Origin of the sequence: Microbacterium sp. 4-7 (assembly GCF_014332665.1) — a bacterium.
Classification (GTDB): Bacteria; Actinomycetota; Actinomycetes; order Actinomycetales; family Microbacteriaceae; genus Microbacterium.
Genome location: NZ_MCRH01000007.1, coordinates 63,069 through 87,212, shown reverse-complemented (window position 1 = coordinate 87,212; position 24,144 = coordinate 63,069). Strand labels below are relative to the sequence as shown.

The 24,144-nt window shown below is 67.3% G+C and carries 34 protein-coding genes and 1 tRNA gene; 5 read left to right on the top strand and 30 right to left on the bottom strand.

From position 1 onward, the window contains the following. Positions 1-8: 8 nt before the first annotated feature. Positions 9-155, top strand: coding sequence for a hypothetical protein (locus tag BEP68_RS15000; protein WP_187250466.1), 147 nt, complete (start codon positions 9-11; stop codon positions 153-155). After that, on the top strand, positions 152-544 hold the full coding sequence (locus tag BEP68_RS14995; RefSeq protein WP_187250465.1) for a DUF732 domain-containing protein: 393 nt from the start codon (positions 152-154) through the stop codon (positions 542-544). Before BEP68_RS15000 ends, BEP68_RS14995 begins: the two co-directional genes overlap by 4 nt. A gap of 1 nt (position 545) precedes the next feature. On the opposite strand, the gene BEP68_RS14990 is transcribed toward BEP68_RS14995, so the two are convergent. The 16 genes from BEP68_RS14990 to BEP68_RS14915 all read right to left on the bottom strand — a co-directional run bounded on the left by BEP68_RS14990 (position 546) and on the right by BEP68_RS14915 (position 11,871). Continuing rightward, positions 546-1,250: a hypothetical protein gene (locus BEP68_RS14990; RefSeq protein ID WP_187250464.1), complete on the bottom strand. Its 705-nt coding sequence runs from the start codon at positions 1,248-1,250 to the stop codon at positions 546-548. After that, positions 1,243-2,325, bottom strand: coding sequence for a hypothetical protein (locus BEP68_RS14985; protein ID WP_187250463.1), 1,083 nt, complete (start codon positions 2,323-2,325; stop codon positions 1,243-1,245). The genes BEP68_RS14990 and BEP68_RS14985 overlap by 8 nt, the downstream gene beginning before the upstream one ends. Positions 2,326-2,334: 9 nt before the next feature. After that, positions 2,335-3,093 carry a hypothetical protein gene (locus BEP68_RS14980; RefSeq protein WP_187250462.1) on the bottom strand — a complete coding sequence of 253 codons (759 nt, stop codon included), beginning with the start codon at positions 3,091-3,093 and terminating at the stop codon, positions 2,335-2,337. Then, the gene (locus BEP68_RS14975) at positions 3,093-5,996 is read right to left on the bottom strand and encodes a phage tail tape measure protein (protein WP_187250461.1); all 2,904 of its coding nucleotides are present in this window, start codon (positions 5,994-5,996) and stop codon (positions 3,093-3,095) included. Before BEP68_RS14975 ends, BEP68_RS14980 begins: the two co-directional genes overlap by 1 nt. Beyond that, positions 5,923-6,255 (bottom strand): hypothetical protein, encoded by a 333-nt coding sequence (locus BEP68_RS14970; protein WP_187250460.1) that lies wholly within the window; start codon positions 6,253-6,255, stop codon positions 5,923-5,925. Before BEP68_RS14970 ends, BEP68_RS14975 begins: the two co-directional genes overlap by 74 nt. Positions 6,256-6,302: 47 nt before the next feature. Continuing rightward, positions 6,303-6,758 carry a hypothetical protein gene (locus BEP68_RS14965; RefSeq protein WP_187250459.1) on the bottom strand — a complete coding sequence of 152 codons (456 nt, stop codon included), beginning with the start codon at positions 6,756-6,758 and terminating at the stop codon, positions 6,303-6,305. 19 nt (positions 6,759-6,777) lie between these two features. After that, complete coding sequence (locus BEP68_RS14960; RefSeq protein ID WP_187250458.1) at positions 6,778-7,533, bottom strand: IPT/TIG domain-containing protein; 756 nt, start codon at positions 7,531-7,533, stop codon at positions 6,778-6,780. A 45-nt stretch (positions 7,534-7,578) separates the two neighbouring features. After that, positions 7,579-7,992, bottom strand: coding sequence for a hypothetical protein (locus BEP68_RS14955; protein ID WP_187250457.1), 414 nt, complete (start codon positions 7,990-7,992; stop codon positions 7,579-7,581). Further along, positions 7,985-8,350, bottom strand: a complete 366-nt coding sequence (locus BEP68_RS14950; protein ID WP_187250456.1) for a hypothetical protein — start codon at positions 8,348-8,350, stop codon at positions 7,985-7,987. Before BEP68_RS14950 ends, BEP68_RS14955 begins: the two co-directional genes overlap by 8 nt. A 7-nt stretch (positions 8,351-8,357) precedes the next feature. Continuing rightward, positions 8,358-8,702 carry a hypothetical protein gene (locus BEP68_RS14945; protein ID WP_187250455.1) on the bottom strand — a complete coding sequence of 115 codons (345 nt, stop codon included), beginning with the start codon at positions 8,700-8,702 and terminating at the stop codon, positions 8,358-8,360. Between the two features lie 9 nt (positions 8,703-8,711). Then, on the bottom strand, positions 8,712-9,131 hold the full coding sequence (locus BEP68_RS14940; protein WP_187250454.1) for a hypothetical protein: 420 nt from the start codon (positions 9,129-9,131) through the stop codon (positions 8,712-8,714). 1 nt (position 9,132) lies between these two features. Further along, complete coding sequence (locus tag BEP68_RS14935; protein ID WP_187250453.1) at positions 9,133-9,627, bottom strand: hypothetical protein; 495 nt, start codon at positions 9,625-9,627, stop codon at positions 9,133-9,135. A 29-nt stretch (positions 9,628-9,656) separates the two neighbouring features. After that, a tRNA-OTHER gene (locus BEP68_RS14930) sits at positions 9,657-9,717 on the bottom strand. 52 nt (positions 9,718-9,769) lie between these two features. Next, positions 9,770-10,177, bottom strand: coding sequence for a hypothetical protein (locus BEP68_RS14925; protein ID WP_187250452.1), 408 nt, complete (start codon positions 10,175-10,177; stop codon positions 9,770-9,772). A 13-nt stretch (positions 10,178-10,190) separates the two neighbouring features. After that, entirely contained in the window at positions 10,191-11,192 is a 1,002-nt protein-coding gene (locus tag BEP68_RS14920; RefSeq protein ID WP_187250451.1) for a major capsid protein, read from the bottom strand. A gap of 22 nt (positions 11,193-11,214) precedes the next feature. Next, positions 11,215-11,871, bottom strand: coding sequence for a hypothetical protein (locus BEP68_RS14915; RefSeq protein ID WP_187250450.1), 657 nt, complete (start codon positions 11,869-11,871; stop codon positions 11,215-11,217). A gap of 110 nt (positions 11,872-11,981) precedes the next feature. Between BEP68_RS14915 and BEP68_RS14910 the strand changes: the two genes are divergently transcribed. Beyond that, entirely contained in the window at positions 11,982-12,722 is a 741-nt protein-coding gene (locus BEP68_RS14910) for a hypothetical protein (RefSeq protein ID WP_187250449.1), read from the top strand. Positions 12,723-12,900: 178 nt separating this feature from the next. On the opposite strand, the gene BEP68_RS14905 is transcribed toward BEP68_RS14910, so the two are convergent. From BEP68_RS14905 to BEP68_RS14890, 4 genes are all read right to left on the bottom strand, one after another. Continuing rightward, on the bottom strand, positions 12,901-14,598 hold the full coding sequence (locus BEP68_RS14905) for a phage minor capsid protein (protein WP_187250448.1): 1,698 nt from the start codon (positions 14,596-14,598) through the stop codon (positions 12,901-12,903). Between the two features lie 199 nt (positions 14,599-14,797). Then, positions 14,798-16,375 (bottom strand): hypothetical protein, encoded by a 1,578-nt coding sequence (locus tag BEP68_RS14900; protein ID WP_187250447.1) that lies wholly within the window; start codon positions 16,373-16,375, stop codon positions 14,798-14,800. 19 nt (positions 16,376-16,394) lie between these two features. Then, on the bottom strand, positions 16,395-17,711 hold the full coding sequence (locus BEP68_RS14895) for a PBSX family phage terminase large subunit (protein ID WP_187250446.1): 1,317 nt from the start codon (positions 17,709-17,711) through the stop codon (positions 16,395-16,397). Next, positions 17,701-18,204, bottom strand: coding sequence for a hypothetical protein (locus BEP68_RS14890; protein ID WP_187250445.1), 504 nt, complete (start codon positions 18,202-18,204; stop codon positions 17,701-17,703). Before BEP68_RS14890 ends, BEP68_RS14895 begins: the two co-directional genes overlap by 11 nt. Positions 18,205-18,279: 75 nt before the next feature. Between BEP68_RS14890 and BEP68_RS14885 the strand changes: the two genes are divergently transcribed. Then, positions 18,280-18,699: a hypothetical protein gene (locus BEP68_RS14885; protein ID WP_187250444.1), complete on the top strand. Its 420-nt coding sequence runs from the start codon at positions 18,280-18,282 to the stop codon at positions 18,697-18,699. A 120-nt stretch (positions 18,700-18,819) separates the two neighbouring features. Here BEP68_RS14885 and BEP68_RS14880 read toward each other — a convergent pair whose 3' ends face one another. Next, the gene (locus BEP68_RS14880; RefSeq protein WP_187250443.1) at positions 18,820-19,029 is read right to left on the bottom strand and encodes a helix-turn-helix domain-containing protein; all 210 of its coding nucleotides are present in this window, start codon (positions 19,027-19,029) and stop codon (positions 18,820-18,822) included. Between the two features lie 37 nt (positions 19,030-19,066). Here BEP68_RS14880 and BEP68_RS14875 point away from each other — a divergent pair, with 37 nt between their 5' ends. Beyond that, a complete protein-coding gene (locus BEP68_RS14875; RefSeq protein ID WP_187250442.1) occupies positions 19,067-19,486 on the top strand; it encodes a TM2 domain-containing protein in 420 nt (139 codons plus the stop codon). A gap of 11 nt (positions 19,487-19,497) precedes the next feature. On the opposite strand, the gene BEP68_RS14870 is transcribed toward BEP68_RS14875, so the two are convergent. The 9 genes from BEP68_RS14870 to BEP68_RS14830 form a co-directional block, all read right to left on the bottom strand. After that, entirely contained in the window at positions 19,498-20,007 is a 510-nt protein-coding gene (locus tag BEP68_RS14870) for a hypothetical protein (RefSeq protein WP_187250441.1), read from the bottom strand. Beyond that, complete coding sequence (locus tag BEP68_RS14865) at positions 20,004-20,645, bottom strand: hypothetical protein (protein ID WP_187250440.1); 642 nt, start codon at positions 20,643-20,645, stop codon at positions 20,004-20,006. Before BEP68_RS14865 ends, BEP68_RS14870 begins: the two co-directional genes overlap by 4 nt. Positions 20,646-20,830: 185 nt before the next feature. Beyond that, positions 20,831-21,181: a hypothetical protein gene (locus tag BEP68_RS14860; RefSeq protein ID WP_187250439.1), complete on the bottom strand. Its 351-nt coding sequence runs from the start codon at positions 21,179-21,181 to the stop codon at positions 20,831-20,833. Between the two features lie 25 nt (positions 21,182-21,206). Next, positions 21,207-21,506: a hypothetical protein gene (locus tag BEP68_RS14855; protein ID WP_187250438.1), complete on the bottom strand. Its 300-nt coding sequence runs from the start codon at positions 21,504-21,506 to the stop codon at positions 21,207-21,209. Then, positions 21,484-21,969, bottom strand: a complete 486-nt coding sequence (locus tag BEP68_RS14850; RefSeq protein ID WP_187250437.1) for a single-stranded DNA-binding protein — start codon at positions 21,967-21,969, stop codon at positions 21,484-21,486. The genes BEP68_RS14855 and BEP68_RS14850 overlap by 23 nt, the downstream gene beginning before the upstream one ends. After that, positions 21,966-22,622 (bottom strand): molecular chaperone DnaJ, encoded by a 657-nt coding sequence (locus tag BEP68_RS14845; protein WP_187250436.1) that lies wholly within the window; start codon positions 22,620-22,622, stop codon positions 21,966-21,968. The genes BEP68_RS14850 and BEP68_RS14845 overlap by 4 nt, the downstream gene beginning before the upstream one ends. Next, positions 22,619-22,981, bottom strand: coding sequence for a hypothetical protein (locus BEP68_RS14840; protein ID WP_187250435.1), 363 nt, complete (start codon positions 22,979-22,981; stop codon positions 22,619-22,621). Before BEP68_RS14840 ends, BEP68_RS14845 begins: the two co-directional genes overlap by 4 nt. Before the next feature lie 238 nt (positions 22,982-23,219). Then, on the bottom strand, positions 23,220-23,684 hold the full coding sequence (locus tag BEP68_RS14835) for a hypothetical protein (protein ID WP_187250434.1): 465 nt from the start codon (positions 23,682-23,684) through the stop codon (positions 23,220-23,222). A 2-nt stretch (positions 23,685-23,686) separates the two neighbouring features. Next, positions 23,687-24,082 carry a hypothetical protein gene (locus BEP68_RS14830; RefSeq protein ID WP_187250603.1) on the bottom strand — a complete coding sequence of 132 codons (396 nt, stop codon included), beginning with the start codon at positions 24,080-24,082 and terminating at the stop codon, positions 23,687-23,689. Positions 24,083-24,144 lie beyond the last annotated feature (62 nt).

The window sequence follows — 24,144 nt, the reverse complement described above, 5'->3', positions numbered from 1 at the left end:
CTTGAGGCATGGTGAAGCAGCCGATGGTCCCGCGACAGGTCCGAGTTCCAGAGAAGCTCTGGGACGAAGCGAAGGACGCGGCCGAGAAGAACGATGAGACGATCAGCGACGTCATCCGACGCGCGCTCGACAACTACGTCCGGAGGAACCGATGAAGAACCGAATTGCCGCACTGGCACTGCTCGCCGCGCTCGCCCTGACGGGATGCGCCGGAACCGCAGCACCCGGGGAGGGCGAGAGCGCCACGTCCGCCGAGGGCGCAGCGCCGCTCGTGGCGGAGGCCCCGGAAGTTGACGCGAGCGCTGCCGAAGTCGCTTTCCTTAAGGCCTTCCGGGAGATCCAGGGGACTTACGCCTCGGTCATTCCGGACGCGACAGACGAGCAGCTGCTCGACGCGGGGTACGAGGCGTGCGAGCGACTCGCTGCGGGCGAGGCATCCACCGATATCTCCGTCATCGACGGCGAAGAACGCAACACCCAGAGTGAGATGTATCTCGACAGCGTGTCGATCGTCGGCGCGGCTGTCACAAGCCTCTGCCCGTAGGTCACGCCACGATTCGGAACAGGTCGCCGGACGCGTTCGATACGACGTCGCCGACTTGCCGTCCGGGCCAGTTCGCGATCGGTGCCGTGGGGAGATCCGCCCTGATGCCGCTCGAGTTGATCGTGATCGACCGCGTGCCGATGGTCAGCTGGATGAAGCTCGCCTGTGCGGAGATTTTCACTGCCCCGATCTGCATCTGGATTCCGTTGCCGACATCGGCTCGGAGCTGCGCACCGCCGGGGAAGGTGACCTTGCCGCCGTCGGCCGGGTCGATCGTCATGCCGCCGACAGTGATGGTGCCGGCTGCCCCGTTGATGACGATCTGTGATGCGCCCGCGCCGACGTAGATATTGCCGTCCTCGATGCGGATATCTCCGGCAATGAGCTTGCCAATGAGAGTGAAGATCCCGCTGAGGTCGACGTCGCCTGCAAGGTCACCGTCTCCGGTGAAGTCCCAGTCGCCGACCTGTGTCCACACACCCTCGGAGTACACGTCGCCGGTGATTGCCCCCGGGCCCTTGAGCCGCCACTGACCGATGAGGTCGAGAAGCGCGCCAGAGTCGAGTCGCAGGATCCCGCCGATGAACCGGAGGCGGCCGCCGCGCACAGACGAGTTCTCCAGACCGCGGCTCGACAGAAGACGTCGCACGTCGTTCTGCAGGTTGCGGATCGCGGTGACGAGCTTCGCGGTGACGTCGTCAACCATAGATATGCACCTCCGGCGTGACCTTGAAGCTCATGTCACCGGAGAGCCCGATGCTGCGGAGGTGGTGCACGCCGTCGGGGATGCGGTCGCTGCCGAACGTGTGCACGTCGAGGAGACGGCCGACGTCGGCGATCGCGGGGCCGTAGGTGTTGATGTGCAGCTCGAGGCCCCACTGGCGGATCGGGTTGTTGCGTCTGCGGAACTCGGCATCTACGGCCCGCTGCAGGCGAGTCTGGTCGTGGATGTCGGGGAAGCTGATCTGGACGTCTTGGACGGGCATGTCGCGGATGCCGTCGCCGGTCTGAGGTGCGTACGCCCAGAGGCGGTCTGCACCCCATCCGTTGCCGAAGCCGAGCACGCCGGTGCGCTGCACCTCGACGTCGTTGCCGGGTTCGAGGTTCGTGATGATCGAGCCAGGCGCCCGCGACGGGAGTAGGAACGGCGTCCCGACGTTGATCGTCGACTGGACTCGCGTCTCATAGCGGAGGTAGTCGCCCTCGGCGAGGTAGGGCGCGAGGTCGGTCTCGGTGCCGTCATCCTCGACCTGCTTGAACATGTCACCGATCGACAGGCCCTCCTCGTACAGCCACTCGGCGGAGAACCCGCCAGCGGCGTCGGCGGGGAGGTCGATCGGCAGCTCCCACCCGGCGACGAGGCCACCCTTCGTGCCCTTGTCGAGGATCGCCCCGACAGCGCCCGCCCAGGACCGGTTCGTGAGGGTCAGGACAGCGCCATTCGGGGTGTACTCGTTGACACCGTGGGGGAGGCGACCCGCGAACAGCGCGGCCCGGATCTCCTTCGAGCGGAGGGGAAGGATCGGCGAGTTATCCGGTGCGCGGTCGTCGCGGATGACGCCCGCGTAGGCGCAGTGCCGACCCCAGCGCTGCACGATCGTGTACTTGTTGCCGCGGGTGATCTCGTTGATCAGAGATTTCGGCAGGCCGCTCCCTCGAGTCACGAACGCGTGCGTCGCTGACCCGAGGGAGCCGAGCCGGCGGTTCCAGCTCGCCGCCGAGACCGGGATGCGCCGCTCAGGCGACCCCGACCGGGTGTTGTGGATCCACACCTCCCACATGCGGACCCCCTATGTCGACGTGTACGGAACCTTCGTGGCGAGCGTCCCGGTCCCCGAGGCGGGTGCGAGGGTCATGGGGAAACCCGTACCGGGCGGGACGAGCCACGTCTCAGCGCGACTCACGGCCGTCGCAGGCTGGAGCGCCCCGTTGCGGTACAGGTAGCCGGTCTCGAAGTCGATCCGGTGGGTCTGGCCGGCGCCGAGCGCCTGCGCGACGTCGTAGTGCTTCCCACCAGGGCCCTGGATCGAGTACCCGGAGGGCATGTTCCCTGTCACCGTGACGTCGGGCGCGGCGTCGGCGTTGCCACGGTGGAAGACAGTCTCACCCGAGGAGAACACTCGCTCGCTCTTGCCGTACTTCCGCGGATCGGCCATGTACAGCGAGAGTCGGAATCGTGCCTCTGGGGCGAAGCCGTGATCGTCAAACGCGACGGCGCGCACCTCGGCGTCCGCCCAGGTGGTCAGCCCTGGCTCCTCGACGGTGACGCGCACGATGCGCCGACGGAGCCGGTTCAGTTTGTTCTTCTCCTTGAGGAGGAGGCTGTGCGACTTCGCGACGACGAACCCCGGCATGTTGAGATCCCGAGATTCGAGGTACGTCTCCGAGGGGAAGTTGCCGTGTGCGAGCGGACGGGGGACGTCGTCCGCTCGCACGTCGGGCTGGTCGTTCCAGTTGAAGTCCTCGAAGTGCCACCCGATCCCTCGGTAGTAGTCCCCGTAGATGATGAGACCACTACCGAGGTGGACGATCGCGCCTGCCTGCACCATCAGGAGCCTCCTCCTACCTCGAAGCCGAGGTTCTGCGTCGGACGCTGGACAGCGATTTCGATGTACTGCAGGAGGTCGATGCCGCCCTTCTGCGACACGATGACCTGGATCGGCGGAAGCGCATTGGACGCGCCGGCCACGGGTGCCGGCGTGGAGCCCGGCGAGTATGGTGCCGACGCGGTAGAGCCACGTCTTGCACCGACTTCGCCCCGCCCGGCGCTCACGGGGACGTCGCCGCCGCGGCTCAGACTCTGCCGCCACATCTCGACGCCCCGGTGCCCGCCAGCGGCCTGGACCTCGGCGGCCGTGATGATGTGCTCGCCGTTCGACAGGCGTCGGATGATGGAATCGGACGTTCCCGTTCCAGGTCCGACCACCGGCCCACCGGAGGCATGTCCGGGGAGCAGCACCGTGCCCTGCCCCACGACCTCCGTCGCGACGGGAATGTTCCACGTCGATCCTGCGAGGCTGTTCAGGCTCTCCCACAGCGCGCCGATCTTCGACTGGGCCTGCGAGGTCTCCGCGAGAACCTGGATGGTCTTCGCGTCGGGCATGCTCAGCAGAGTGTCGCGCAGGTAGGCGGCCTCGTCATCACTGGCACCCATGGCGATCGCGGCGTCGTAGAGCTTCTGCCGCTGAGCCTCGAGCGTTGCCGTGAACGCCGCCGTGTCGCCGTCGAGCTCAAGCTGAGCGGCGGCGGCATCCCAGGCGTCCTGGGAGAGCTGCACGAGCATCGCCTTGTTCGCGGCGCCCGCCTCTGTGGTGATATCGAGGCCGCGGGCGAAGCCCTCGACGCCGTCCGCGATGTTGCGGATCTGCTCGTCGATGTCCCGGACGGTGTCCTGATAGTCGATGTTGGCCGAGACAGCGTCGCGGTTCATGCCGTTGGCTGCGCCGATCGTGTCGATCAGGTCGCGCAGCTGCGCGTTGAGATCCTGCACCGAGTCGGCCTCGTCGAGATACACCTCGGCGGCGGTCTTGGAGACCTCCGTGCCTTCCTCGGTGATCTCGTTTTTCTGCGCGGCCTGGCGGGTGCCGTTCTTGTACGCCTCGGCCTCGGCGTTCAGGTTCTCCTGGAGAACGGAGGCGGCCTCGGCGAGCTCGAAGTTCGCGTCCTTGGCGGGCTTCCAGTTCTCGTCGAGACCCTTCTGGATCGCGGCGTTCACCTCCTCGAGCGCCTTCGCGTTGCCGGTGGCGGCGTCCGCGACGGTGTCGAGGCTGACCCCGAGCTTCTCGGCGGCGTCGGCCGCCGAGCCCCGGTTGATCCAGAGGAACGACTTCTCCGCGACGAGGTTGTCCGCGGCGAGGCTGCGGACGGCATCGGCGCCCTGCTCGAGCGCGTCAGCGTAGGACTCCGCCTTCTGGCGGGCCTCGGCCTGTGCGGCCATGAGCAGGCCGACGATCGTGATGACGCCAGTCAGAGCGATGCCGACAGCGCCACCGATCGCGGCGGTCTTCCCCATGCTGACGGACGTCTTGTCGAGAGCATCCTTGAGCTCGAGAAACTTCGCCCGAGCGCCAACGGCACCGCCAGCGAACAGCAGCACGGCCGCTGCGGCGACCCCGAGCACCGTCGCCGTCGCCTGGATCGGAGCTGGCGCTTCGCCGTACATATCAACGAGCTCGGTGACGGTCTGCGTCATGCCGCGGAGAACGTCGTTCGCAGCGGATCCGGTGCGGATCAGCGCCGTGTCGAACGCGCCGCCGAGCTTCTCGATGTCGCCCGCGAGGTTGTCCTGACGCATCGACGCCTGACGGGCGGCATAGCCGCTGTCGTCGACCGCGTCCGTCCACTCGTTGACCTTCGCCGCGCCGCCCTCGTACAGCAGAGTCGCGGCGTTGAGGGACTCGTTGCCGAAGATCCGGCCGAGCGCGGCGAGCCGCTCCTGCTCCGTGAGGCCGCCGAGGCGTGTGCGGAGCTGCTCGGCGATGCCAGCCATCGAGAGCATGTTCCCGTTGCCGTCGAACATGCTGATGCTGTACTTCTCCATCTCGGCCGCGGCGGCGGCGGATGGGGCCTGCAGCGAGGCGAGGACGCCGCGCAGCGACGTACCGGCCTTCTCGCCGATGATGCCCTGCGTCGCGAAATACGCGATCGTCCCAGCCGTCTCGTTGAGCGAGAACCCGACAGACCCGGCGAGGGGGCCGACGTATGAGAGTGCGAGGGCGAGGTCATCGACGGAGCCCTGCGCCTTGCCGGCACCGCTGGCGAGCACGTCCGAGACATGCGCGGCCTGCTCCGCGGGGAGGCGGAACTGGGTCAGCGTGGTCGCCATGATCTCCGCCGAGCGCGCGACCTGCAGCTGACCGGCAGCGGCGAGGGCGAGCGCACCGTTCAGCGATCCGCCGATGATCTGCGAGACAGTCTGGCCCGCCTTCGCGAGCTCCTCCTCGGCCGCGGCGGCTTCGGATGCGCTGTAGGCGGTGTCCGCGCCCGCGTCGAGGGCGGCCTCGCCGAGAGCCTTCTGCTCGCCAGCGGTCGCCATGGTCGCGGCGCGCACGTTCGACATGGCCGCGCCGAACTCGGTGTTCTTCGCGACGGCGAGCGTGACCATCGCGGCGGCGGCCGTGCCCGCGAGTAGCAGGGCCGTGGAGAGTTCTTTCGCTGCGGCGGCCTGCTGCTCGGTGGTGACCTTCTGCTGCTTCTGCTTCTTGTCGGCCTTCTCGGACTCGTCGCCGACCTTCTTGGTCGAGGTCGCCTGCTCGTCCTGAGCGGCCTTCGTCTTGCGGGCTTTCTTGCCCGTCTCGTCCGTGGACGTGCCGAGCTTGTCGACCTTCGCCGCGGACTCCGCAGACGCCTTGCCGGTCTTCTCGACGGCAGCGGCGGCCTCAGCCTGATCCTGGTTGAAGGCCTGCTTCCCGATCGTGATCAGCTTGAAGACCAGCGCGCCGGCGTCGAACATCGTCTACCGCCTTCCGCAGCCATGAGCCGTCGATGTGGAGGAGCCGTTCGACCGCGCTGCGGACGAAATGCCAGGTGTGCGTGTCGAGAGCCCGATCGAGGTCGGGGATCAGATGGTGCTGCGCGAGGTCGAGTTCGACCTCGCCGAAGAGCTCCGGGAACGCGAGGCCCCAGAGCTCTTTCGACGTGACGGAGGTCGCGGCGGCGACCTTCTGGGTGACCGCCTGAGCGCGTTCGGCTTTCCACTCCGCCGAGTACACGTACTCGGGGTAGATGCCGTTCTCGTCAGGCTTCCCCAGGGGGGTAATCAGTCCTCGTTCGACGCCTCGGGCGATGTCCGCCGGACCAAGAGGCCCAGACGTGCGGTCAACGCCCGAACTGCTTTTAGGGTGCCGGCGAGGCCCTCACCGCCCTCGATGTACGTCTTCACGCCGTCGAGGCCGAGGACCGTCTGCCAGAAGAACGCGGGCATGATGATCAGCTCGGCTTCGTCCTGGGAGAGTTCCATGCCGATGCGGTTGAAGTTCGTCTGCTCGGCGTCGGGTCGCGGCACCCAGCGGTCGCCGTCGAGGACCGCGCCGTCGACAGCCATCTGCAGCGCCGCGGTGAGTTCTGCGGCAACCCCGCCACCGCTGGTGACCGTGAGGTACGTGTCGGTGATCTGGCGGCCGGCGTGCCCCGGGAGGGGGCGGATCACGAACGGATCCACCCCCTCCATGGTGAGCACGAGGTTCCGGCCGTCTTTCGTTGCGTCGATCATCACGATCCCTGCTTCCTTCTGATCAGGCCGCGGTGTACGGCAGGGCGTCGGATGCGCCCACGGCGTTGGTGATGACGATCGGCGCGGAACCGGCGACAGTCGCGGGGATTCGGAGGACGATCGCGTTGTCGTCGATGACGCTGAACTCCGTGACTTCGGCGCCGTCGATCGTGGCGGACACCGCCGAGGCGACGTTGTAGCCGCGGACGACGATCAGGTCACCGACCGTCTGTTCGGTGGGCGATGCCGTCTCGAGAACCGGCTCGCCGGTGCCCGCGATGGGCGACTCGGTGAGTCGGCGCACGACGCCGTCGTTGTTGAGCGTGAACGTGAGCAGCGCCTTGTCGGCGTAGCCCGTGTTCGCCTCGGCGACAGCGACGGAGAACGTGCCCTCGAAGGCGGGGAAGCGCTCGTCCAGGGCGTCGGTGATGATCTGGAACTCGCGCTTGTTCAGGCCGCCCTCCGAGTAGGCAGCGTTGATCAGGTCGAGCAGCCACGCCTGCGCGGCGACGATCATGCCGGTGACCGGGTCGCGGACGACCTCGACGTTGAACGTCGGCGCGAAGTTATAGCCGATGATCTCGGTGGAGCCACGGCCCTTCGTGCCGAACACCTCGCGCTGGACGGGGATGGGGCTCGGATTCAGGGCGAGGTTGTTGATGTCGCCCGTGACGTTGACGAACACGCCTGCGAGCTTCTGGCGCAGCAGGCGCTGGTGGGCGAGCGCGAGGGAACCCTGGGAGGGCGCCGTCGTGTCGTAGAGAGTGCGATCTCCCATGGGAGTCTCCTTCGGTTGTGATGGGTGCCGGCGCTTCCGGCGGTTCTACGGGCGACGCCCGCGGAAGTGATAGGTCGCTGCGGTCGCGGAGCGGCCCTGCGAGTCGGGATCGAAGTCGGTCGCGGAGAACTCCCACGCCCACGAGATGCCGAGCACGGCGGGCGTGTACTCCTGCTGGTCGAGGAGCGCCCGAAGATCGGCGGCCCACGAACGAACGGCGAGCGGCGAGCCGAGGCGACGCGTGAAGATCTGCGCCCGGTAGGTCATGTCGGCGCGGCCGTCAGCGATCGGGCGTAGCGGGGTGAGGAGGGTGAACTCGTTCACGGTGGTCGGCATGATGCCGTCGAGGCGGATGCCGCGCTCGACGATCGCCCCGCTCGGCTTGTAGACCGCGAGGTTGTGATCCTGGAGGAGCTGCGCGAGCGCGCGGTTGAGGATGATCTCGGGAGCGTCAGCCACCGCGCACCTCCGTACGGATGATGTCGCCGAGCTCGGCCTTGTTCTCGACCATCGCGTTCTCGACCCACTTGCCCTCAGCGCTCGGGTTCGCGTCGGTGGAGAAGTCATACTCGGGGTGCTCGTGGAGGCGCGTCGCGTACGGGGTGTCGACGATGATCGCCGCGCCCTCCTGAGAGTCCGTCGCGGGTTCCACCGTGTGTGCACCGGCGAGGGTGCCCTGATCCCAGGGGGAGCGGTCGACCGCGAGTGCCATGCCGCGCTCGGCGGCCTTGTTCTCGCCCGCGACGAGGCGGCGTTCGATCTCCTCGGTGACGGCACCGAAGTTGTTCGTCATCGTGACGGTCGCGCGAACGCCCATGGTGACCTCACTCCAGCCAGAGTTCGATGTGCGACGGGGCGCCGGGGTACTCGAAGCGAGCGGAGTCGATGACCGCGGACGTGCGCTCGCGGGGCGTGCCGGCCCACACGGTGACCTCGGAGCGTGGCTCCGTGTCGTCCTCGAGCAGCAGCACGACAAACGCCGTGGCGGTGACCTCCTGGCCCTTTGTCGGGGAGTTGCCGCGACGGTCAACGACGAGGCGCGTCTTCTGCTCCACGTACGCGGGGCGGTCCTCGCGAACCTCGCCCCAGATGTCACCCTCCGCGCCGTCGCCCGCGTGCGGCTTGATGCTCACCCGGTGGGGGAGATGCTTCGCGCGCAACCGTGCCACGGCGACCTCCTAGGTGTGAGCGATCGCGCCACCGATGAGACCAGCGTTCGCGAGAATGTCGAAGGCACGGTCGCCGATTCGGCGGAGCAGCTTCTGGTGGTCGGTGAGCCCATCGGAGGAGGACGACGTCGTGCCGAGCGAGACGGAGCCGATCTTCACCGCACCCGCGGCGGCTTCCGCGCCCGTCGGGTCGTCGGTGATGCTCCAGTGCTCAGCGATCGCGCACGTCGCCTCGGTGAACGCCTCAGAGATCCCCGCGTCGGTGGCGTACCCGTCAGTGTCGACGTCATAGATCGCGCGGCGGGTGAGCTTCTCGACCTCGATCGACGCCGAGCGAAGGCGCTTCTTCAGCACCTCGGGCTCGCCGTCCCAGTCCTCCTCGGCATACTTCGTGTAGTCCGAGGGGGTGGCGTAGGTGCGGGTCGCCATGTCAGTCCGACTCCTGACCCGCCGCGATGAAGGCGCCGATGATCTCGTTGCGCGAGGCATCCGGTGCGATGTCGAGTCCCTCGAGCAACGCTGCGTCGCGCAGCTGCTCGTCCGTGAGCTCGAAGAACGGCGTGCCGTCGACGGGATGCTCGCCGAGAGGCGTTGCGGTGCTGTCGGCAATCGGCGCGGCAGGCTGCCGAGACAGGATCTCGACGATCTCGGCCTTGAGCGCCTTCGCGGGCAGGTCGACGCCCTCGACCTCTGCGATCTCGCGCAGCTGCGGGATCGTGAGGGAGGTCAGGTCGATGATCGGTTCGCCTAGGCCCGCCTGGAACGGCGCCTCGACCTCGAGGTCAGCCTCGATCGTGAACCCGTGCTGACGGAGAGCAAGCTCGCGCTCAGGGTGCAGGCTGTCGACGGTGGCGACGCCGTCGCGGAAGTCGACGCCGAGGGCGTGCTGACGGCCAGGCTGCGGGGTGGGGTGAGTGATACGCATGGTGGCCTCCTCAGGCGGTGATGTGGATCTGGTCGACACGGCAGGACTCGAACCTGCGCACCGTGGCTCTATCCGCTGAGCTACGTGTCGGTGGTGCTCCCGGTACGGCGGGCGAATACACGCCGCACCGGGAGCGGTGACGTCACTGGACGGGGAGGGTTCCCTGGTCCTTGACGGTCTGGTCCTCGGGGTCGGTGCTGTCGGTGACGAGCGCCTCTCCTTCGGGGGTGGTGACTCCCTTGTAGGGGGTGCCGCCGGGCTGGATCGCAGCCCAGATCTCGTCCTTCTTCTTGACGGACGCCTCGATCTGGATGCCGCGGTCCTTCGCGTACGCGAGGAGCTGCGGGATCGTCCACTTGTCGGAGGGGTCGCCGAGCGGGTAGTCCCGATCTGCGTCCTCGTCGACGTGGCCGCCGACCACGTAGCCGTGGCGCTCGAAGTAGGAGATCGCGCTCTCGTTGTCGGTCTCGCCGACACCGTCCGAGAATGCGACACCGACGACGATGCCGTTGAAGCCCTCGACGGGCGTCTTGATGGTCTTCTTCGCCATGATCCAGGTCTCCTTACTGGACGCGGATGTTGCGGAGGACCGCAGCAGCCTTGGTCGACTTGAGAGCGACGACGACGGGGCCGAGTTCGACCTCGCCCTTCTTCACGGCACCGGAGGTGCTGAAGTCGGGGAGCCAGGTCTGGACGATCTGACCGCCTGCGGTCGAGACGCCGTGGAACCCGTCCATGCCGATGCGAACCGCGTAGAGGTCCGTCAGGCCGCCGGTGGAGACGGTCGCGACGGTACGGGTCTCGATCGGGATGATCGGGTCGTTGGTGCCGGCCTTCGCGCCCGGGTCCATGAAGACGATGTCGCCGTACTGCTCGCGAACGATCGGGCGGCCGTTGGGGCCGGCGAGGTTCTCGAGCGGGGAACGGACGTACATGTCTGCGCGGCGGGCGGCGGCGCGGATCTTGGCGAGGGCCTTCGCGTTGCCGAAGATCACCGTCGGCGCACCGTCGAGGGACGACAGGAACTCGTCGATGACGTCGAGCGCGGCGTGCTGCGCGTCGGCCGTGGCGAAGCTGCGCCAGTCGGTGACGACAGCCGGGTTGATCTCGGTGGTCGAGCCGGTGAGGGCCTTGTCGAGACCGTCGAAGCCGTTGGCCTCGACTGCGGTGTCACCGTTGATCACGGCGTCCTGGAACTTCGTGACCGTGCTCTTCACGGTCTGCTGGAGGTTCAGGGCGACGGAACCGCTGGCGGCGGGGCCGATCTTCGCGAGCACACGGTCGACCTCGAACGATCCACCGAGCGGGGCCAGCGTGACGCTGACCTTCGTGGTGGTGACGTGCTCGGGCGTGTACTCGGTGTTGTAGGCGCGGAACGCTGCGGAGCGCTGCGTGGCCAGACGGCGGTAGCCGTAGTCCAGCGTGGCGCCGCCGCCGACGGGGTTGACCGCGTCGTCGAAGATCAGTTCGTCGAGGATCGCGGACTCCTTGCGGAACTCGTCGATCACCGCGACGTCGAGGTCTTCGACAGCGTTGCTCTTGGCCTCATTGAGGGTGACGGGCATGATTCATCTCCCTTCCGGGGAGCTAGCCACCGAGGCGCGCCTTGACGGCGCCCTCGATGGTCGGGGTGGTGGTGGTGCCGGATCCGCCCTGATGCCCGCCACCGCTTGTGCCGGGGAGAGCGGGTCCTGCTTTGAACGCCGAGTTCCTCTCGAGCGCGCCTTCGATCGCCTCCTGGACCTTGGCTTCGTCAGCCAGGTCCACGTCAGCGAAGGTCTTCATGAAGCTGCTCGAGTCGAGCAGGAGGTCCGCGCGGGCTCCGAACTTCGGTGCGTTGAGGAGCAGCGCCTTCTCGCGATTGAGCGCGTCACGCTCTGCCGCGATGCTGTCGCGCTCCTGCTGAGCCGTGGCGAAGTCCGTCGCTGCCTTCTCCGCGGCGAGGCGATGGTTCTTCGCCTCCTCGCGCAGCTCGCGCACGTACTCGTCCGGGTTGCCCTGGTAGTTGATGGGCGCAGGCGGCGTCGGAGCAGGCGGAGGCGTCGGCGCGGGCGGCTGAGGAGCCGGGGACGTCGGCGCGGGAGGGGCCGGGGGCGCGGACGGTGCCGGATCAGCTGCGGGCGGTGCGCCCGCGGGGTCGTCTGCGAAGCGAATGCCGCGCAGCTCGAACAGAGTCGGGCCGATCTGCGCCATGCCGTCGCGGTTGATCGCGACCGGGTGGCGGTACTTCGCGGGTGTTGCCATGGTGAGCCTCCTGCTCATTGGTGACCTCGACGCCCTGCGCGTGAGGAGATAGGCCGTGCCGTCGCAGTGCAGGGCCGACGACGGCACGGGGCATGTGGCACATTTGGTGCATGGCGGAGAAGAAGCACGGAAAACGCTCAGGAATTCGCGGTCGTGTCATCAAGAAGGGCGGTCGAGGCGATCGGACCGGTAGGTGGAAAAGCGTCCAGATACAGGTAGATCGGCTCTCCTCGCAAATGCGAGCGGCGGAGCGAGCGGTCAGTGAGCAGAAGGCTGAGATTGCGGAGCTCGAGCACGGACTGCGTGCTGTGAGAACGGACGGCGGTGACGGACTGGGCACGATCGAAGGGCGCATTTACATCGGCACTGCCGACGCATTCCACGCCTTCCAAGCTTTCGCTGCTGTGCAACGACTTCTGCGAGACCTAGGCGCCACGTCGATCGAGATTGATCAGGTGAGCGAGGGATCGGTCTTTCTAACCGTGAAGTCCTGGTTCTCGGAGTGGGCGGCAAGGCGCGAGGTGAGGCGCATCGCGAGCCAGCTCGTGCAAACCGCTGAGGCGATGACCGTAGACAAAGCGCACGCAGAGAACGCGGCGGTGCAGATGTCGGCGATCGCTGAGATGGTGACTGCGGGTGCCAACGCCGGTGCGATCTCGATCGACCTCGGAACACTGCAGTACGTTCAAGTCGTCGATGAGGACGGTAAGACGCAGGTCGCGGCCCGCTCGATCTCTTCTCGGGAACTCGCCGACAAGCGAATCGACGAGGCTACGCTCCGTGATCCGAAGGCGATGTTGGAGGAACTGCGACGGGATGCCGATGAATCCGACGGGCCAGTGGCCGTGTGATCCCGGCGGGGGGCAGGTCTACCTAGCGCCGAAAGGTGGACGCAGTGATGAGCAGCCTTCGCGCCACAGATATGCGCGTTGACCCCTGCCGGGATGGTCTAGCCGCCACCCAGGTGGGCGGGGTAGGCTTGTGGAGAACGCGGCAGGCAGTCCACTAGGACAGCCGGGCCGCGTTCTCTTATTCCTTGGTGAGCCAGGTCACACGGCCCGCGCGGTCGATGAAGATCACGTCGGTGAACCAGTCGTTCCCGGCCAGTCGTCGGCGGGCCTCAGCGAGTGCGGCCGCTTCGTCGATCGGGCTCCGCGCGAGGTCGAGCACGAGGCGGTGAACGCCCTGTTCCTTCGCACGCGCGAACTGATTCGAGATCGTTGTCTTGCCTGCACCCTCAGGGCTCTTGAAGTCCCACGCGTGGCCGTCGATCGTGACGTCCGGGTTCTTCACGCCGTGGGTGAAGTCCTCAACCCGCCACTCTGCGCTGATGCCCGCCCGTGCCAGACGCTCGCCGGTTGCGAGCTCGTGCGGGCGAGGGAACGCCCCAGTCGGTACGGTCTGTGTGCCGCGGTTCGATGGGCGGACGTCGCCGAGCGTGCGTGCTGAGACCCGGTCGCCAGCGATGAGTGGCGCAGGCGGCGTCGGGGGAGTCGGAGTGCTCGCGCGTCCGACCGGGCCGCGACCGTCAGCGAACCCGAGCTGCTCACGGTACGACTGGCGCTTCCGGCCGGTGTCGCGGATGAAGTCCCGCATATCGGCCTGAGCGGCACGCACGTCCTGTGCGGCCTTCCGCCGGTCGGTGTCGGTCATCGCGGACGCCTCGCGGCGCTTCGCTGACCGGATCTCCCGCTCGAACGCCCGCTGCTGCGCGCGTTCCTTCTCGGCGACCTCGTCATACGTGGTGTCGTCCTGCGGGACTGTGAGGCCGGGGGAGTAGGCGACGAGGCGGCACCGGCAGTTCGGGTGTCCCCAGCCTGCAGCGCGGGCCTCAGCGACCGTTCCGGCGACGTCGACCGTGACCGTCTGATCGCGGGTCGAGTGCGGCAGAGCGCGAGGCCCTGCCGGCGAACCGTCCGTGGCGAGGATCTTCCCCGCCCACGACGCGCACTTCCTGCACGAGTCGAGACCGCGGACGACGGTGACGAGGTTGATGCCTGCCTGGCCCATCCGCCAGATACCGGCGTCGTTGAACGCCCGGTTCACGGTTGTGCGGCCGGCCATTTCGGCGTACGCGCCGATCGTCCAGCGGCGGTCAGATCGGTCGACGAACCCGGTGATGCCCTCGGAGAGGAACCGCTGCACGGCGGATGCCTGCTGCACGCGCGACGTCGTCACGCCGAGGAGCGTGTTCGGCGAGTACAGGGCCACGATCCGCTGGTACGCGTCCTGCGGGTATCGGGTGAGGCGCTGATTCAGCACCTCGAGCCGCGACTCCAGCGACAGGGCCACCATCGCGACAGCCTGCGACGAGGTGCCCGCGATCGGTGCGACGGTGTTGACGCCGGCGAACCGGAGAGCGGCGGCAGCGGCGGCCTCGCCCTCGGTCGCCGCGATGCGGATGACGCGGTCGGCGAGATCCTCGGCGCGGAGATCGGAGACGATCTGCATGGCGACGGCCTGCAGCTCACGAGCTGCCGCGGCACGGTGTGCGTTGAGCTCCGCGTTGATGCGGTTCCAGTGACGCCGCTCGGTCGCTGTCATCCCCATGCCGCCCGGGGCGGTGGGGAGCAGCGATGCGAGCTGGAAGTCGCGGATCGCCTGCTTCGCGACCTCGCGGATCAGCGTGTCCTCAGCGTCCCTGTACCGCTGTGCGAGGTACCGGGAGAGATCTTCGATCAGCTCCTCGACCGACTCGCGCTCAGGGTTCGGGACGAAAAGGGCCACCCTTCACCTCCGCAGACTGGACCGATACGATCGCGGCATGGCAGAAGCAGAAAGACGAGAATGCCGCCACTGTGGCGCGCTAATCGCGTTGGGCAACCACGGAGTGCACCGCGAATGGCACCTCAAGGTCGAGCCCGATCTTGAACGGCCCACGTCCGAGTTCGGATTCTGGGACCCGAACGGGCGGTGGAATCAGAACTCACGCGACTGGTAGATCGTCCTCCTGTGCGTCGCCGCCGTCGAAGGTGGCCGGGTCGGGCGCGTTGCCACGCTCGGCACGGATCTTCGCGACCTCCTCGCTGATCGCGTCGTCTTCCCAGTCGGGGTTCGCTCGGCGCACCTTCTGCTCGAGCGAGATCGCCGCGGCGGTGTCGAGGAGCGTGAGGGTGCGGGCGAGCTTCTCCGGGTCTTCCTGCGACACGTCGGGGAAGATCACCGTCGGCTGGTCGCACCGGCCGCCACCCTTGCCCGGGAACACGAGGCCGTCGATCTCGAGCGCCACCGAGGCGGCACGGCCGATCGCGACGCGCTCCTGCAGGATCTTCTTGTCCCGGGTGCGCTCGGACGCCTTGTCCTTCGCGTCGACCTCCGTCGCGGTCTGCTGTGCCTCTCCGGCGTAGTCGCCCCACGCGGACTGGGAGAACCCGGCCTTGCGGAGGATCTCGCGGTAGATGCCGAACGCCGTCTTCTCGTGCTCATCGACGCGGATATCGAACTGCACCTTGTCGAACGCGACCTTGCCGGGCTCTCCCGGCATGTTCAGACCGGCGAAGATCTCGCGGCCATTGTCGAACGACGCACCCTGGCCGACGATGCCGTAGTCCAGCGCCGCATCAGGGACGAGGATCTTGCCGGCGCCGAGACGCAGGTCACGCATCCACGAGGAGAACGTCTCGTCGAGCCAGTCGAACAGGCCGTGCAGCTGCGCGAAGTCGGAGCGGCCCGTCGAAGCGAGGACGCCCTTCTTCCGCCATGCCGCGGTCGGCATGTTCTTGTTGTACACAGCGGTCAGACGGTCGATGTTGGTGAGGATCCGGGAGTCCTGGTTGACGATCGCGGCGTACGTCTGCGTCTCGGGGATCTCAGCCAGTGGCACACGGCGGCCAAGGTTGTCGGCGGAGCCCGCGAACAGGGCATGCTCGATCATGCCGACGGCGTGGTGCTCCAGGTGCCGGTAGTAGACCGAACCCTTCACGTACTCGGACCACATCGTGCACTCGACGAGACGGCCCATGCGGAACGTCGGAATGATGACGTCGGCCGCGGACGGCTCCAGCCACACATGATCAGCGACCTCGGTGTCCCAGCGAGTGACGAGGGCGACGGCACCGAGGGCGGACTTGAGCTCGCCCATCTGGTTGAACGTCGCGTGTGCCTCGTCACCGTTCGCGATCAGGTCGAGGCGCGCCTGAGCCTTCCCGTCGCGGCGGAGCTTCGTCTCACCGGGGGACTCGAGGCGCACCTCGGGCGGCTCAGCGAACACGAGATCCGACGCGAGCGTGGCGAGGTCAGCCGGGGCGGGGACGTGCAGGCGTGCACGGTTCTCGTTCGCCGGCACCGGGCGACCCCAGAACATGCGGGACGCGGCACCGACGAGACCACCCTGCATCGGCTGACCGTTGCGGACGTGCGTCGAACGGGTCTTCGTCGTGTTGCCGTACATCTTCGCGAGCGCGTCGGTGTCGCCCGTGTACCAGGCGTCGTTCTCGGCGAACGCCTTGTAGGCGAAGTCCCACGGGGCGGGCAGCCACGGTGAGTTCGGTTCGGGGATCGGCATGGCTCCCCTTCCGGGTGCGTCAGGCGGCGAGCTGTGGCCGCCAGTAGTTCTCGGTCGAGTGGGTGATGTAGCGGCCGCCGTCGAGCGAGTGGTCGTCTTCCTTCACGACGACGTCCTCGCCGGCGTCGGTCGCTTTCGCGTCCCAGCGGTACTCGGTGACTTCCTCGATCCAGCCGGCGCACCGGTCGGTGACGATCATGTCGTCGTTGTCGAGAAGGTTCGCGACGGTCTTGATCCCCGGGAGGACGTCGTTCACGGCAGGCCAGGGGGAGAGGCCCGTGCCGCGGAGATCCTGCTGCATCTGCATGTGCATCGACGCGGCAGCCGGGTCGAGCATCAGGAACCGTGGGGCGATGGTCAGCGGGTACGGCGTGTGATCCTCAGGGAGCCATGCCCGGAACCGCTGCGACAGGGCGGCGTCGGTGAGCCGCTGGTCGCCGTGGTCCTTCGGGTTGTACCGCCACTCGTCCATCATCACGAGGCGAGAGTGAGGGACGGTGCGACCGTACTTGTCGACCTTCGTCTCGTCGGTCACGCCGAGCATGAGAGCCGCGGTTGTGTTCGTCGTGCCGTAGTCCATGCCGATACCCATGACGTCGCGCAGGCGGGGCATGTCGTCGAAGCGGATGACGTGACGGTCGGGATCCCACATCGGGTAGACGGCGCCCTCAGCGTTCGTCCACTCGCCACGGATCATCCGGTCGTAGAACACCCCGGAGAAGGACCGCTCCATGTCGGCGATGTACTCGGCCGGCAGGTTCGGGTTGTCCTTCATCGTGAAGTGGAACGAGACGAGGTTCTTCGCCGCGCCGGGGACGATCCAGTTCTTGCGGATCCAGTGGTTCCGCGAGGCCGGGTTCATCGTCGCGAGCAGACGGGCGCCCTCGACACGGAGTCGAGAGACGAGCATGTTCCAGAACGCCTCGGGGAGCAGCGCCGCCTCATCGACGTACGCGAGCGCGACCGTCGAGCCCTGGATGCGGCCGACGGCTTCCTTGTTGTGCGCGCCGATGACCATGACCTCGCGGCCGAGAATGAGAGCCGACGACGCACCAGGCGTGTAGTGGATCTGCGACGCGATGACCGTGCCGAAAATCGCCGTGTTCTGGAACAGCACGAACACGTTCTGGTAGACGGTCGTCATCGTGCGGCCCACGATCACGATGATGCCCGTGCGAGGCGCCATGCGAACAGCGAGCAGGAACGCCCACAGGCTGATCACAGTCTTCCCCGACGACACCGCACCGAACCACAGCGCCAGCTTGAACCGCATCGCATCGACGAGGGACAGGATCTGCGCACGGGACGCGGACCGTTCGATCTCGTCAAGCCTCATTCGGTGTCTCGCCTCGGTATATGTCCGCTGCTGCCCGGAATCCCTCGGCGAGAGTGTCGAGAACGCCGACAGCCTGCTCGAGGCCGGTGTCCGACTTCTCCACGATGCGGGTCAGCTTGTCGAACGTGATGCCGGCCGTCGTGATGATGTTCCGACGCACCTCGACAGGGGCAGAGTCCAGCACCCGCGACTCGAACGTGTTGTCCTTCCCGCCGAAGTTGTACACCTCGTACGGGCCGTCGATCACATCGAGCATGCCCTCAGACGCCGCGAGCATCTTCTCCGCCAGACGGATACGCCCAGCAGCCAGATCCACGGCACGAGCCTCGGTCGCCTGTTTGGTCTCTGACCGGTCAAAGGTCAGACCGGCGTCGCGGCAGATGTTGGTGACTGATCCGGCGGCGATGTTGACACGGCGGGCGATCTCGTTGCGGGCGACACCTTCGGCGTGGAGTGCGAGGACTTGAGCCTTTTGGTCTTCGGAGATCGCCATGGGTGTTCACCTCGACTCGGGCCTCTTGCCCTGTGCGGGATGCGTCAATCGGACGCGGTCTGGGATGCTGTGGGAATGGATGAGATTCCCTGGGGTCAGCTGTTCACAGCCGTCGCTGCGCTCGGTGGTGCGGCGATCGGTTCGTGGGGTACTTCGTGGGGAGCGGTACGGCGGGAGCGGGAGCAGCGTGACGCCTCCGCTCGGGCCGCAGAGGAAACGCGAAAGCGAGCGGCGGAAGATCAGAGGCGCGAGGCGCTGGTCAACTTCACGGAAGCGTATGCGGCCGTAGTCAACTGGGGAGACACCGAAACTGTGAGACGGCTCCACCGCGCGCGTGCCGAGTTCCTCTCGACTTTGCGACCCGGGGAAGCGGGAGTGGCTGAGTACACCCGTCGGCTCGTTTCAGTTCCCTTCGCCAACGTCTCGGAGGCAGACGCCGCAGACAACGTCAATGAGCTCTTTGAGTGGGCGAGGGGGGAGCGGGAACTCGGATGAGCGAAGCCCCGGTGTCCCTCGCGGAGGGGCCGGGGCTTCGGTCTGGGCGGAGTGCTCCACCATCTACGATCTATCGTGCATCAATTGCGGCTTTTGCGTATTTTCTAGACGCGGATTCGGTCAGCGTGTCGTGGGTTTCCCGCGGGGTCTGCCCCGGCGGATCGTAGGCTCGACGCGTATGACGGCCTTCGACAGCACGATCATGCGGTTCTGGTCGTCGCGGCGGACGGCGAGACGGTCATCCTCGATCCACTCGTAGATCGTGCGGGGCTTCTTCCCGGCGAGGAGCGCCGCCTCCTGCACGGTCACCCATTCTTTCGGCTCAGGCATGCGGTTCCTCTCGTTCAGTGACCGATATGTTGCTGTCATGACCTTTCCCACGACTCCGCCGCAGGCTGGTTGGCATTTGAACGCTCAAGGCCAACGTCAATGGTGGGACGGGGCCGCGTGGGGACCGCTCGCCCCAGGGGAGGCGCCCGCACGCACGGGGAGCTATAGCCCTCCAGCCGTCGTGAAGTCGTTGACCCCCGCGTACTGGTTGGCAGTTCTTCTCGGGGCGTTCGGTGCGCACCGGTTCTACACCCACAAGTTCGCCACTGCATGGGTTCTCGTGGTGATCTCTGTTGTGTCGCTGCTGTTCCGCATCGATCCGGACCCGATGTCCGCTGTCATCGGCAACCTGCTTCTGGCCGTGGTAATCCTGTGGGTGCTGAGCGATCTCTTTCTCATCCCGTCCATGGTGAGAGCTGCGAACATCAATATTGCGGCGGCGGCGCGCCAGAGCTGACGCTCTGCCGCTCATCGCGCACTCCGAGCAGCGGCTACACGACGGGCCGCCTCGGCGCGTCCCGCGACGACGGCAGCGCCCCAGGGACCGGGCTGGTCGTCGATGTAGTCCACGCCGTCTCGGAAGCCCCGCGCGAGCAGCTGCGCATCTGGCGCTTCGCCCTGCGACTCCGCGGACTGGCGGGCTCTGATCTTGTAGACCAGCGCACCCGCTGTCTTTCGGATCTCCGTACCGTGCTCGCCGGGTGCAACGCCAGCGGCCACGAGGAGGCCCTCGAGCATGTCCACCGTCAGCTCGTACGTGTCGTCGCTCGGCTCCGTGACCTCAGTGGTGCGAAGCACGGTCGCGGCGTCGTGCAGGAGACGAATCACCGTGGAGGTGACGTTGTACCCGCCGATTGCATACCCTCCGGCGAGGTTCCTCGCGGCGCTGTCGAGATAGTCGGCATCAGCCAGACGCTCGGGGACACCGGCGGGGCCGTACGGAACGTGCGGGCGTGGGATCTCGATGGTGTCGGTCATGCTGCGGTCCTTTCGGGGGTGGGTTCGATGGTGTGTGCGTCCTGGATGATCCAGTCGGCGCGGTAGCCGGGTGCGGCGGTGTGCTGGTCGGCGTCCCAGAGCGCCTGAACGCCGCCGGGGCGGGACTGGGCGCCGAGGAGGTGGCAGTCGCACGGGCAGTCGACGTTCGCGCAGTCGGCGTGCAACTGGTGCTCGCAGGTGGCCGAGCCCTTCCAGCGCGTGATGTCGGGGCGGATGCGTGCTCGTTCGACGCCGCAGAATGAGCAGGTCACGACGGTTGCGCCGCGCTCCTCGTGCGTGTTCGCGATCGTCAGGGCGTCGCAGGATGGGCACCGTTCCCGGACGACGGGCTTCTCGCGAGTCTCGATCTCGAGTGTGTTGAATGCTCGTTCAGCGCTGATCGCGAACTGGATCGCGTCGGCGGCACCGTCCTCGTCGTGCACCCACAGGTCGACGGTCTTATCGGCTCGGGACACGAGGTGCGCTTCACATTCGCTGACCGTCAGGAACGTGAGCGTCAGGTTCGAGTAGCCCCCCGGGGTGCTGCCAGCGATTCCGCCGGTGTCCGCGGTGACGAGGCGACCCTCCGCCGCGTCGACCGCTCGGCGGAAGTCCCGCCAACCGGCGACCGCAGCCACCGCACGCTCGTAGCAGTGCGAGCACAGGAAGCCGCGATCGGCGCCTCGGGGGAGGCAACCCCAGCACAGCCCGGGGCGGAGCTCCTCAGCCCAGCCTGGGTGATCCGGACAGGTGACACGGTGGCCGCGCGGTTCCATGCAGGGACGGATGCCGGGGAGGCCGAGGTGGGTGATGCAGAGGATGGTCACTGTGGGACTCCTGTCGTGCTCGACTTGCGGATGATCGCGGTTTCCGCGTCTACGTGGGTGAGGGCGATGCATCCGGAGTGCCCCTCAACCCAGACGACAGGCGTGTGCCCGCTGAGGAGCTGCGCGGTAGATCGAGTGACGGAGACCCGGCCCTCGCCAGCGCGCGCACCGGTCCAATACCGGACCGGCGAGCCGACCGGTGTCGTGCGGTTGAACTCCTCGACCGCTCGCCGGTTCTCCCAGTCCTGCTCCTGGCGACGCCACTCGGCGACGCATTTCTGCTGGCATGTCCAGTAGTCCTGCCACCCGTCTTCGTGCTCGCCGGAGCGGAACCAGACGTGCTTCATGAAGCGGCCGCATATGTCGCAGCGCTCAGACATCGTCGTCTCCCGTCTCGGAGTCAGCGTGTGGCCATGGCACGAGCGGGACGTCGTCCCAGTGCTCAGGGTCGCGGCCGTGGCCGTCGGCTTCCATGCAGTCGACGCACACCTCGAACGCTGGGACGGGGCTGCAGGCTGACATATCGTCCGGCTCCCCGTCTTCGTCGACGTGATCGCACTCGCCCTCGAGGCAGTCTTCGCGGTATGCGGTCGCGACGGTGATGTGCTCGACATGTGCGGCGGCTTCGACCGCAACCACCTCGGCGAGTTCAAAATGGCGTGTCGTCTCCAAAGCTCCCACCTCCCCACGCGGGTGCCTCAGCGCTCGGAGTAGCCCACGGCTCCTCCGATGCCGCCGGGGCGGCGTTCGTGCGCTGAGCCCCACCGGACGCCGCGGCACGGGTGACCTGTGCGGTCGCGTACCGAAGCGAGGGGCCGATCTCGTCGACCTCCAGCTCGATCGCGGTGCGCTGGTTGCCCTCGCGGTCCTGGTAGGAGCGCTGACGCAGACGGCCCTGCGCCATGACGCGCATGCCCTTGGTCAGCGAACCCGCCACGTGCTCGGCGAACTCGCGCCAGACCGACGCGCGGAGGAACAGCGCTTCGCCGTCCTTCCACTCGTTGGCGGCGCGGTCGAAGTTCCGAGGCGTCGAAGCGATGGTGAAGTTCGCCACGGCCAGTCCGTTCTGCGTATAGCGCAGCTCGGGGTCGGCGGTCAGGTTCCCCACCACCGTGATTACTGTTTCGCCGGTCATCGGACCAGTCCTTCCTCTCGGAGCTTTGCCTCGGCGAGCGAGACTCGTTGGAATGTGGCGGAGTCGCCACCGGTGTCGGGGTGTGCGCGGCGCTGTGCTGCGCGGATGACCCGAGGCATGTGCGCCTCGGGAGGCTCGTAGAGGTCGGCGGGGATGCCGCTGACCTCGCGCAGATACCGGAGCGCCTCAGTCGCGGTGGAGAAGCCGCTCGGCGCCGCGGTCGCTTCGATCGCGAGGAAGCCGCGGTACTGCTCGCCGCGCTTCGTCACGCCGTAGCGGTCGACCTTGCGGAGCGCCTCGAGAGCGAGGGCCACAGCGCGCAGGTTGTCCTGCCACGTCGTGAACGTGTCGCACGGGTACGAGAGCGAGCCGTGCTTCGACTCGAGCGAGAAGATCACGCCCGGGTGCTCGGCGGCGGCGTGCGCCCGCGGGCGTCCGTCCTGACGCCAGAGAGCGCCCGCTGGGATCGCGATCAGCAGCTCGGCCGACTCACGCTGTGAGCGGGTGTCGCACAGGTGCCAGATCTCTCGGTCGAGCAGATCGAGAGTGTCGACGAGTCCCGCTTTGAACAGCGAGCGGGAGCGGTTGCGGCTGAGTTCTCCCGGCCACTCGCGGATGGGGGCCACCTTCATCGTGTCGGGCCAGGTGCTCATGATGCTTTCCTTTCCGCGCGATCCCGCGCGTTCTGTTCTCTGACTTCGTTCATGTACTTCGTGTGCCAGTCCTTCGCCGTGTGCCCGTCAATGCCGAGCCCGCGGCCGATCTCGTTCCACGACTTCCCGAACCGGCGATCTGTGCTGATCTCCTCGCCAGCGCGGGACGTGTACGCGGACGGGCGACCGGTGCCCGGGCCGCGGCGGCGAGTGATCGGAATGTAGGAGGGCCTCGGCTCGAGCGTCACGATCTGCGCGATGCGATCGGCGACATCGATGCCCTGGGCGTCGGCCTCTGCGTTCAGGCGCCGGTAGTCAGCGAGCGGGACGTTCACCTTCACGGGCAGGTAGCCGTCCATCAGGCGACCTCCGCCCGGTAGGTGCACATCGTGCAGGTGCCGTCGGCGAGCAGCTTGTGCATCCCGTCGAGGCAGATCGTGCCGGGGAGGACCGTGAACGGGACCGGCGCGGACTTCGTCTGCTCCGACCGCTCCGCCCGCTCGAATGCCTTGCGAGCTGTGCCACAGGGGCCGCACCGATCCTCGGTGCCATTCGGATGCTTGGAGCAGAAGGGGGAGAGCGCCGCTCGCGTCCCCTCTACGTCAGTAGAGGGGAGGTCGGGTCGGGTCGGGTCGGGTCGGGTCGGGTCGGGGAACCCGCACTCACACCGTTAGTCACACCGTCTGTCACGCCGTTACTAACGCCGTCGTCACGCGTCTCGCCCTTCTGTCGCTGCCTCCAAGACCTCTGTCGTTCCGCGGCTTTCGCCCGATCCGCCTCGACCTCGGCACGCGTCGGCTGATAGTCAGCCCACGAGTGGAACTCGATACCGTCCGAGCCGTGGTCAAGCCACAGCCGAGCCTCGACCAACGCTCGGCGGAGCCTCGGCGTCGCCCCGAGCTCGGCGAGGACAAAGCTCGGCACCCGTCCGTCGGTCAATTCACGCCCCGACCAGTTGCCCGCCAGCGTCCACAGACCGACCGCTGCGAGGCGGCACGTACGCGGGATGCTGAGCACCTTCTTCGACGTGTAGAACCCGTCGTCGACCTTGAACCACGTCATGGTCAGGGCCTCCCTTCACTGATGTGTCGCCGCTCAGTCGCGGAGACGAGATAGTGCTGCTCGCCGTCGAGGTACTCCACCGGCGTCGCAATGCAGCGCTCGAGGGTCTTCGCGTTCGTCGAGTCCTTCCGCACGTACAGGCCGCGCTCCTCGAGCTCCATGAGGACGAGCGACCCGGCATCGGCCTTCGCTCCGTTGCACCTCCAGCACGCCGCCACGAGGCAGCGCGGGTCGTTCAAGACACGGGAGCCGCCCGAGCCCCGGTTCGCACGGTGATCGGTCGTCGTCGCCTCTCCCTCACACCCAGGGAGCGCGAGGAGGCAGAAACCCCCATCACGGGCGATGACGTCCTGCTTCATATCGACGGGCGGGTGGTTGATGCCCTTGCGGCGGTTCATCGCTTCTCCTCTCAGTGGCATTGGCATGCGCGTTTCTTGCCGCACATGTACGGGGTCCAGCA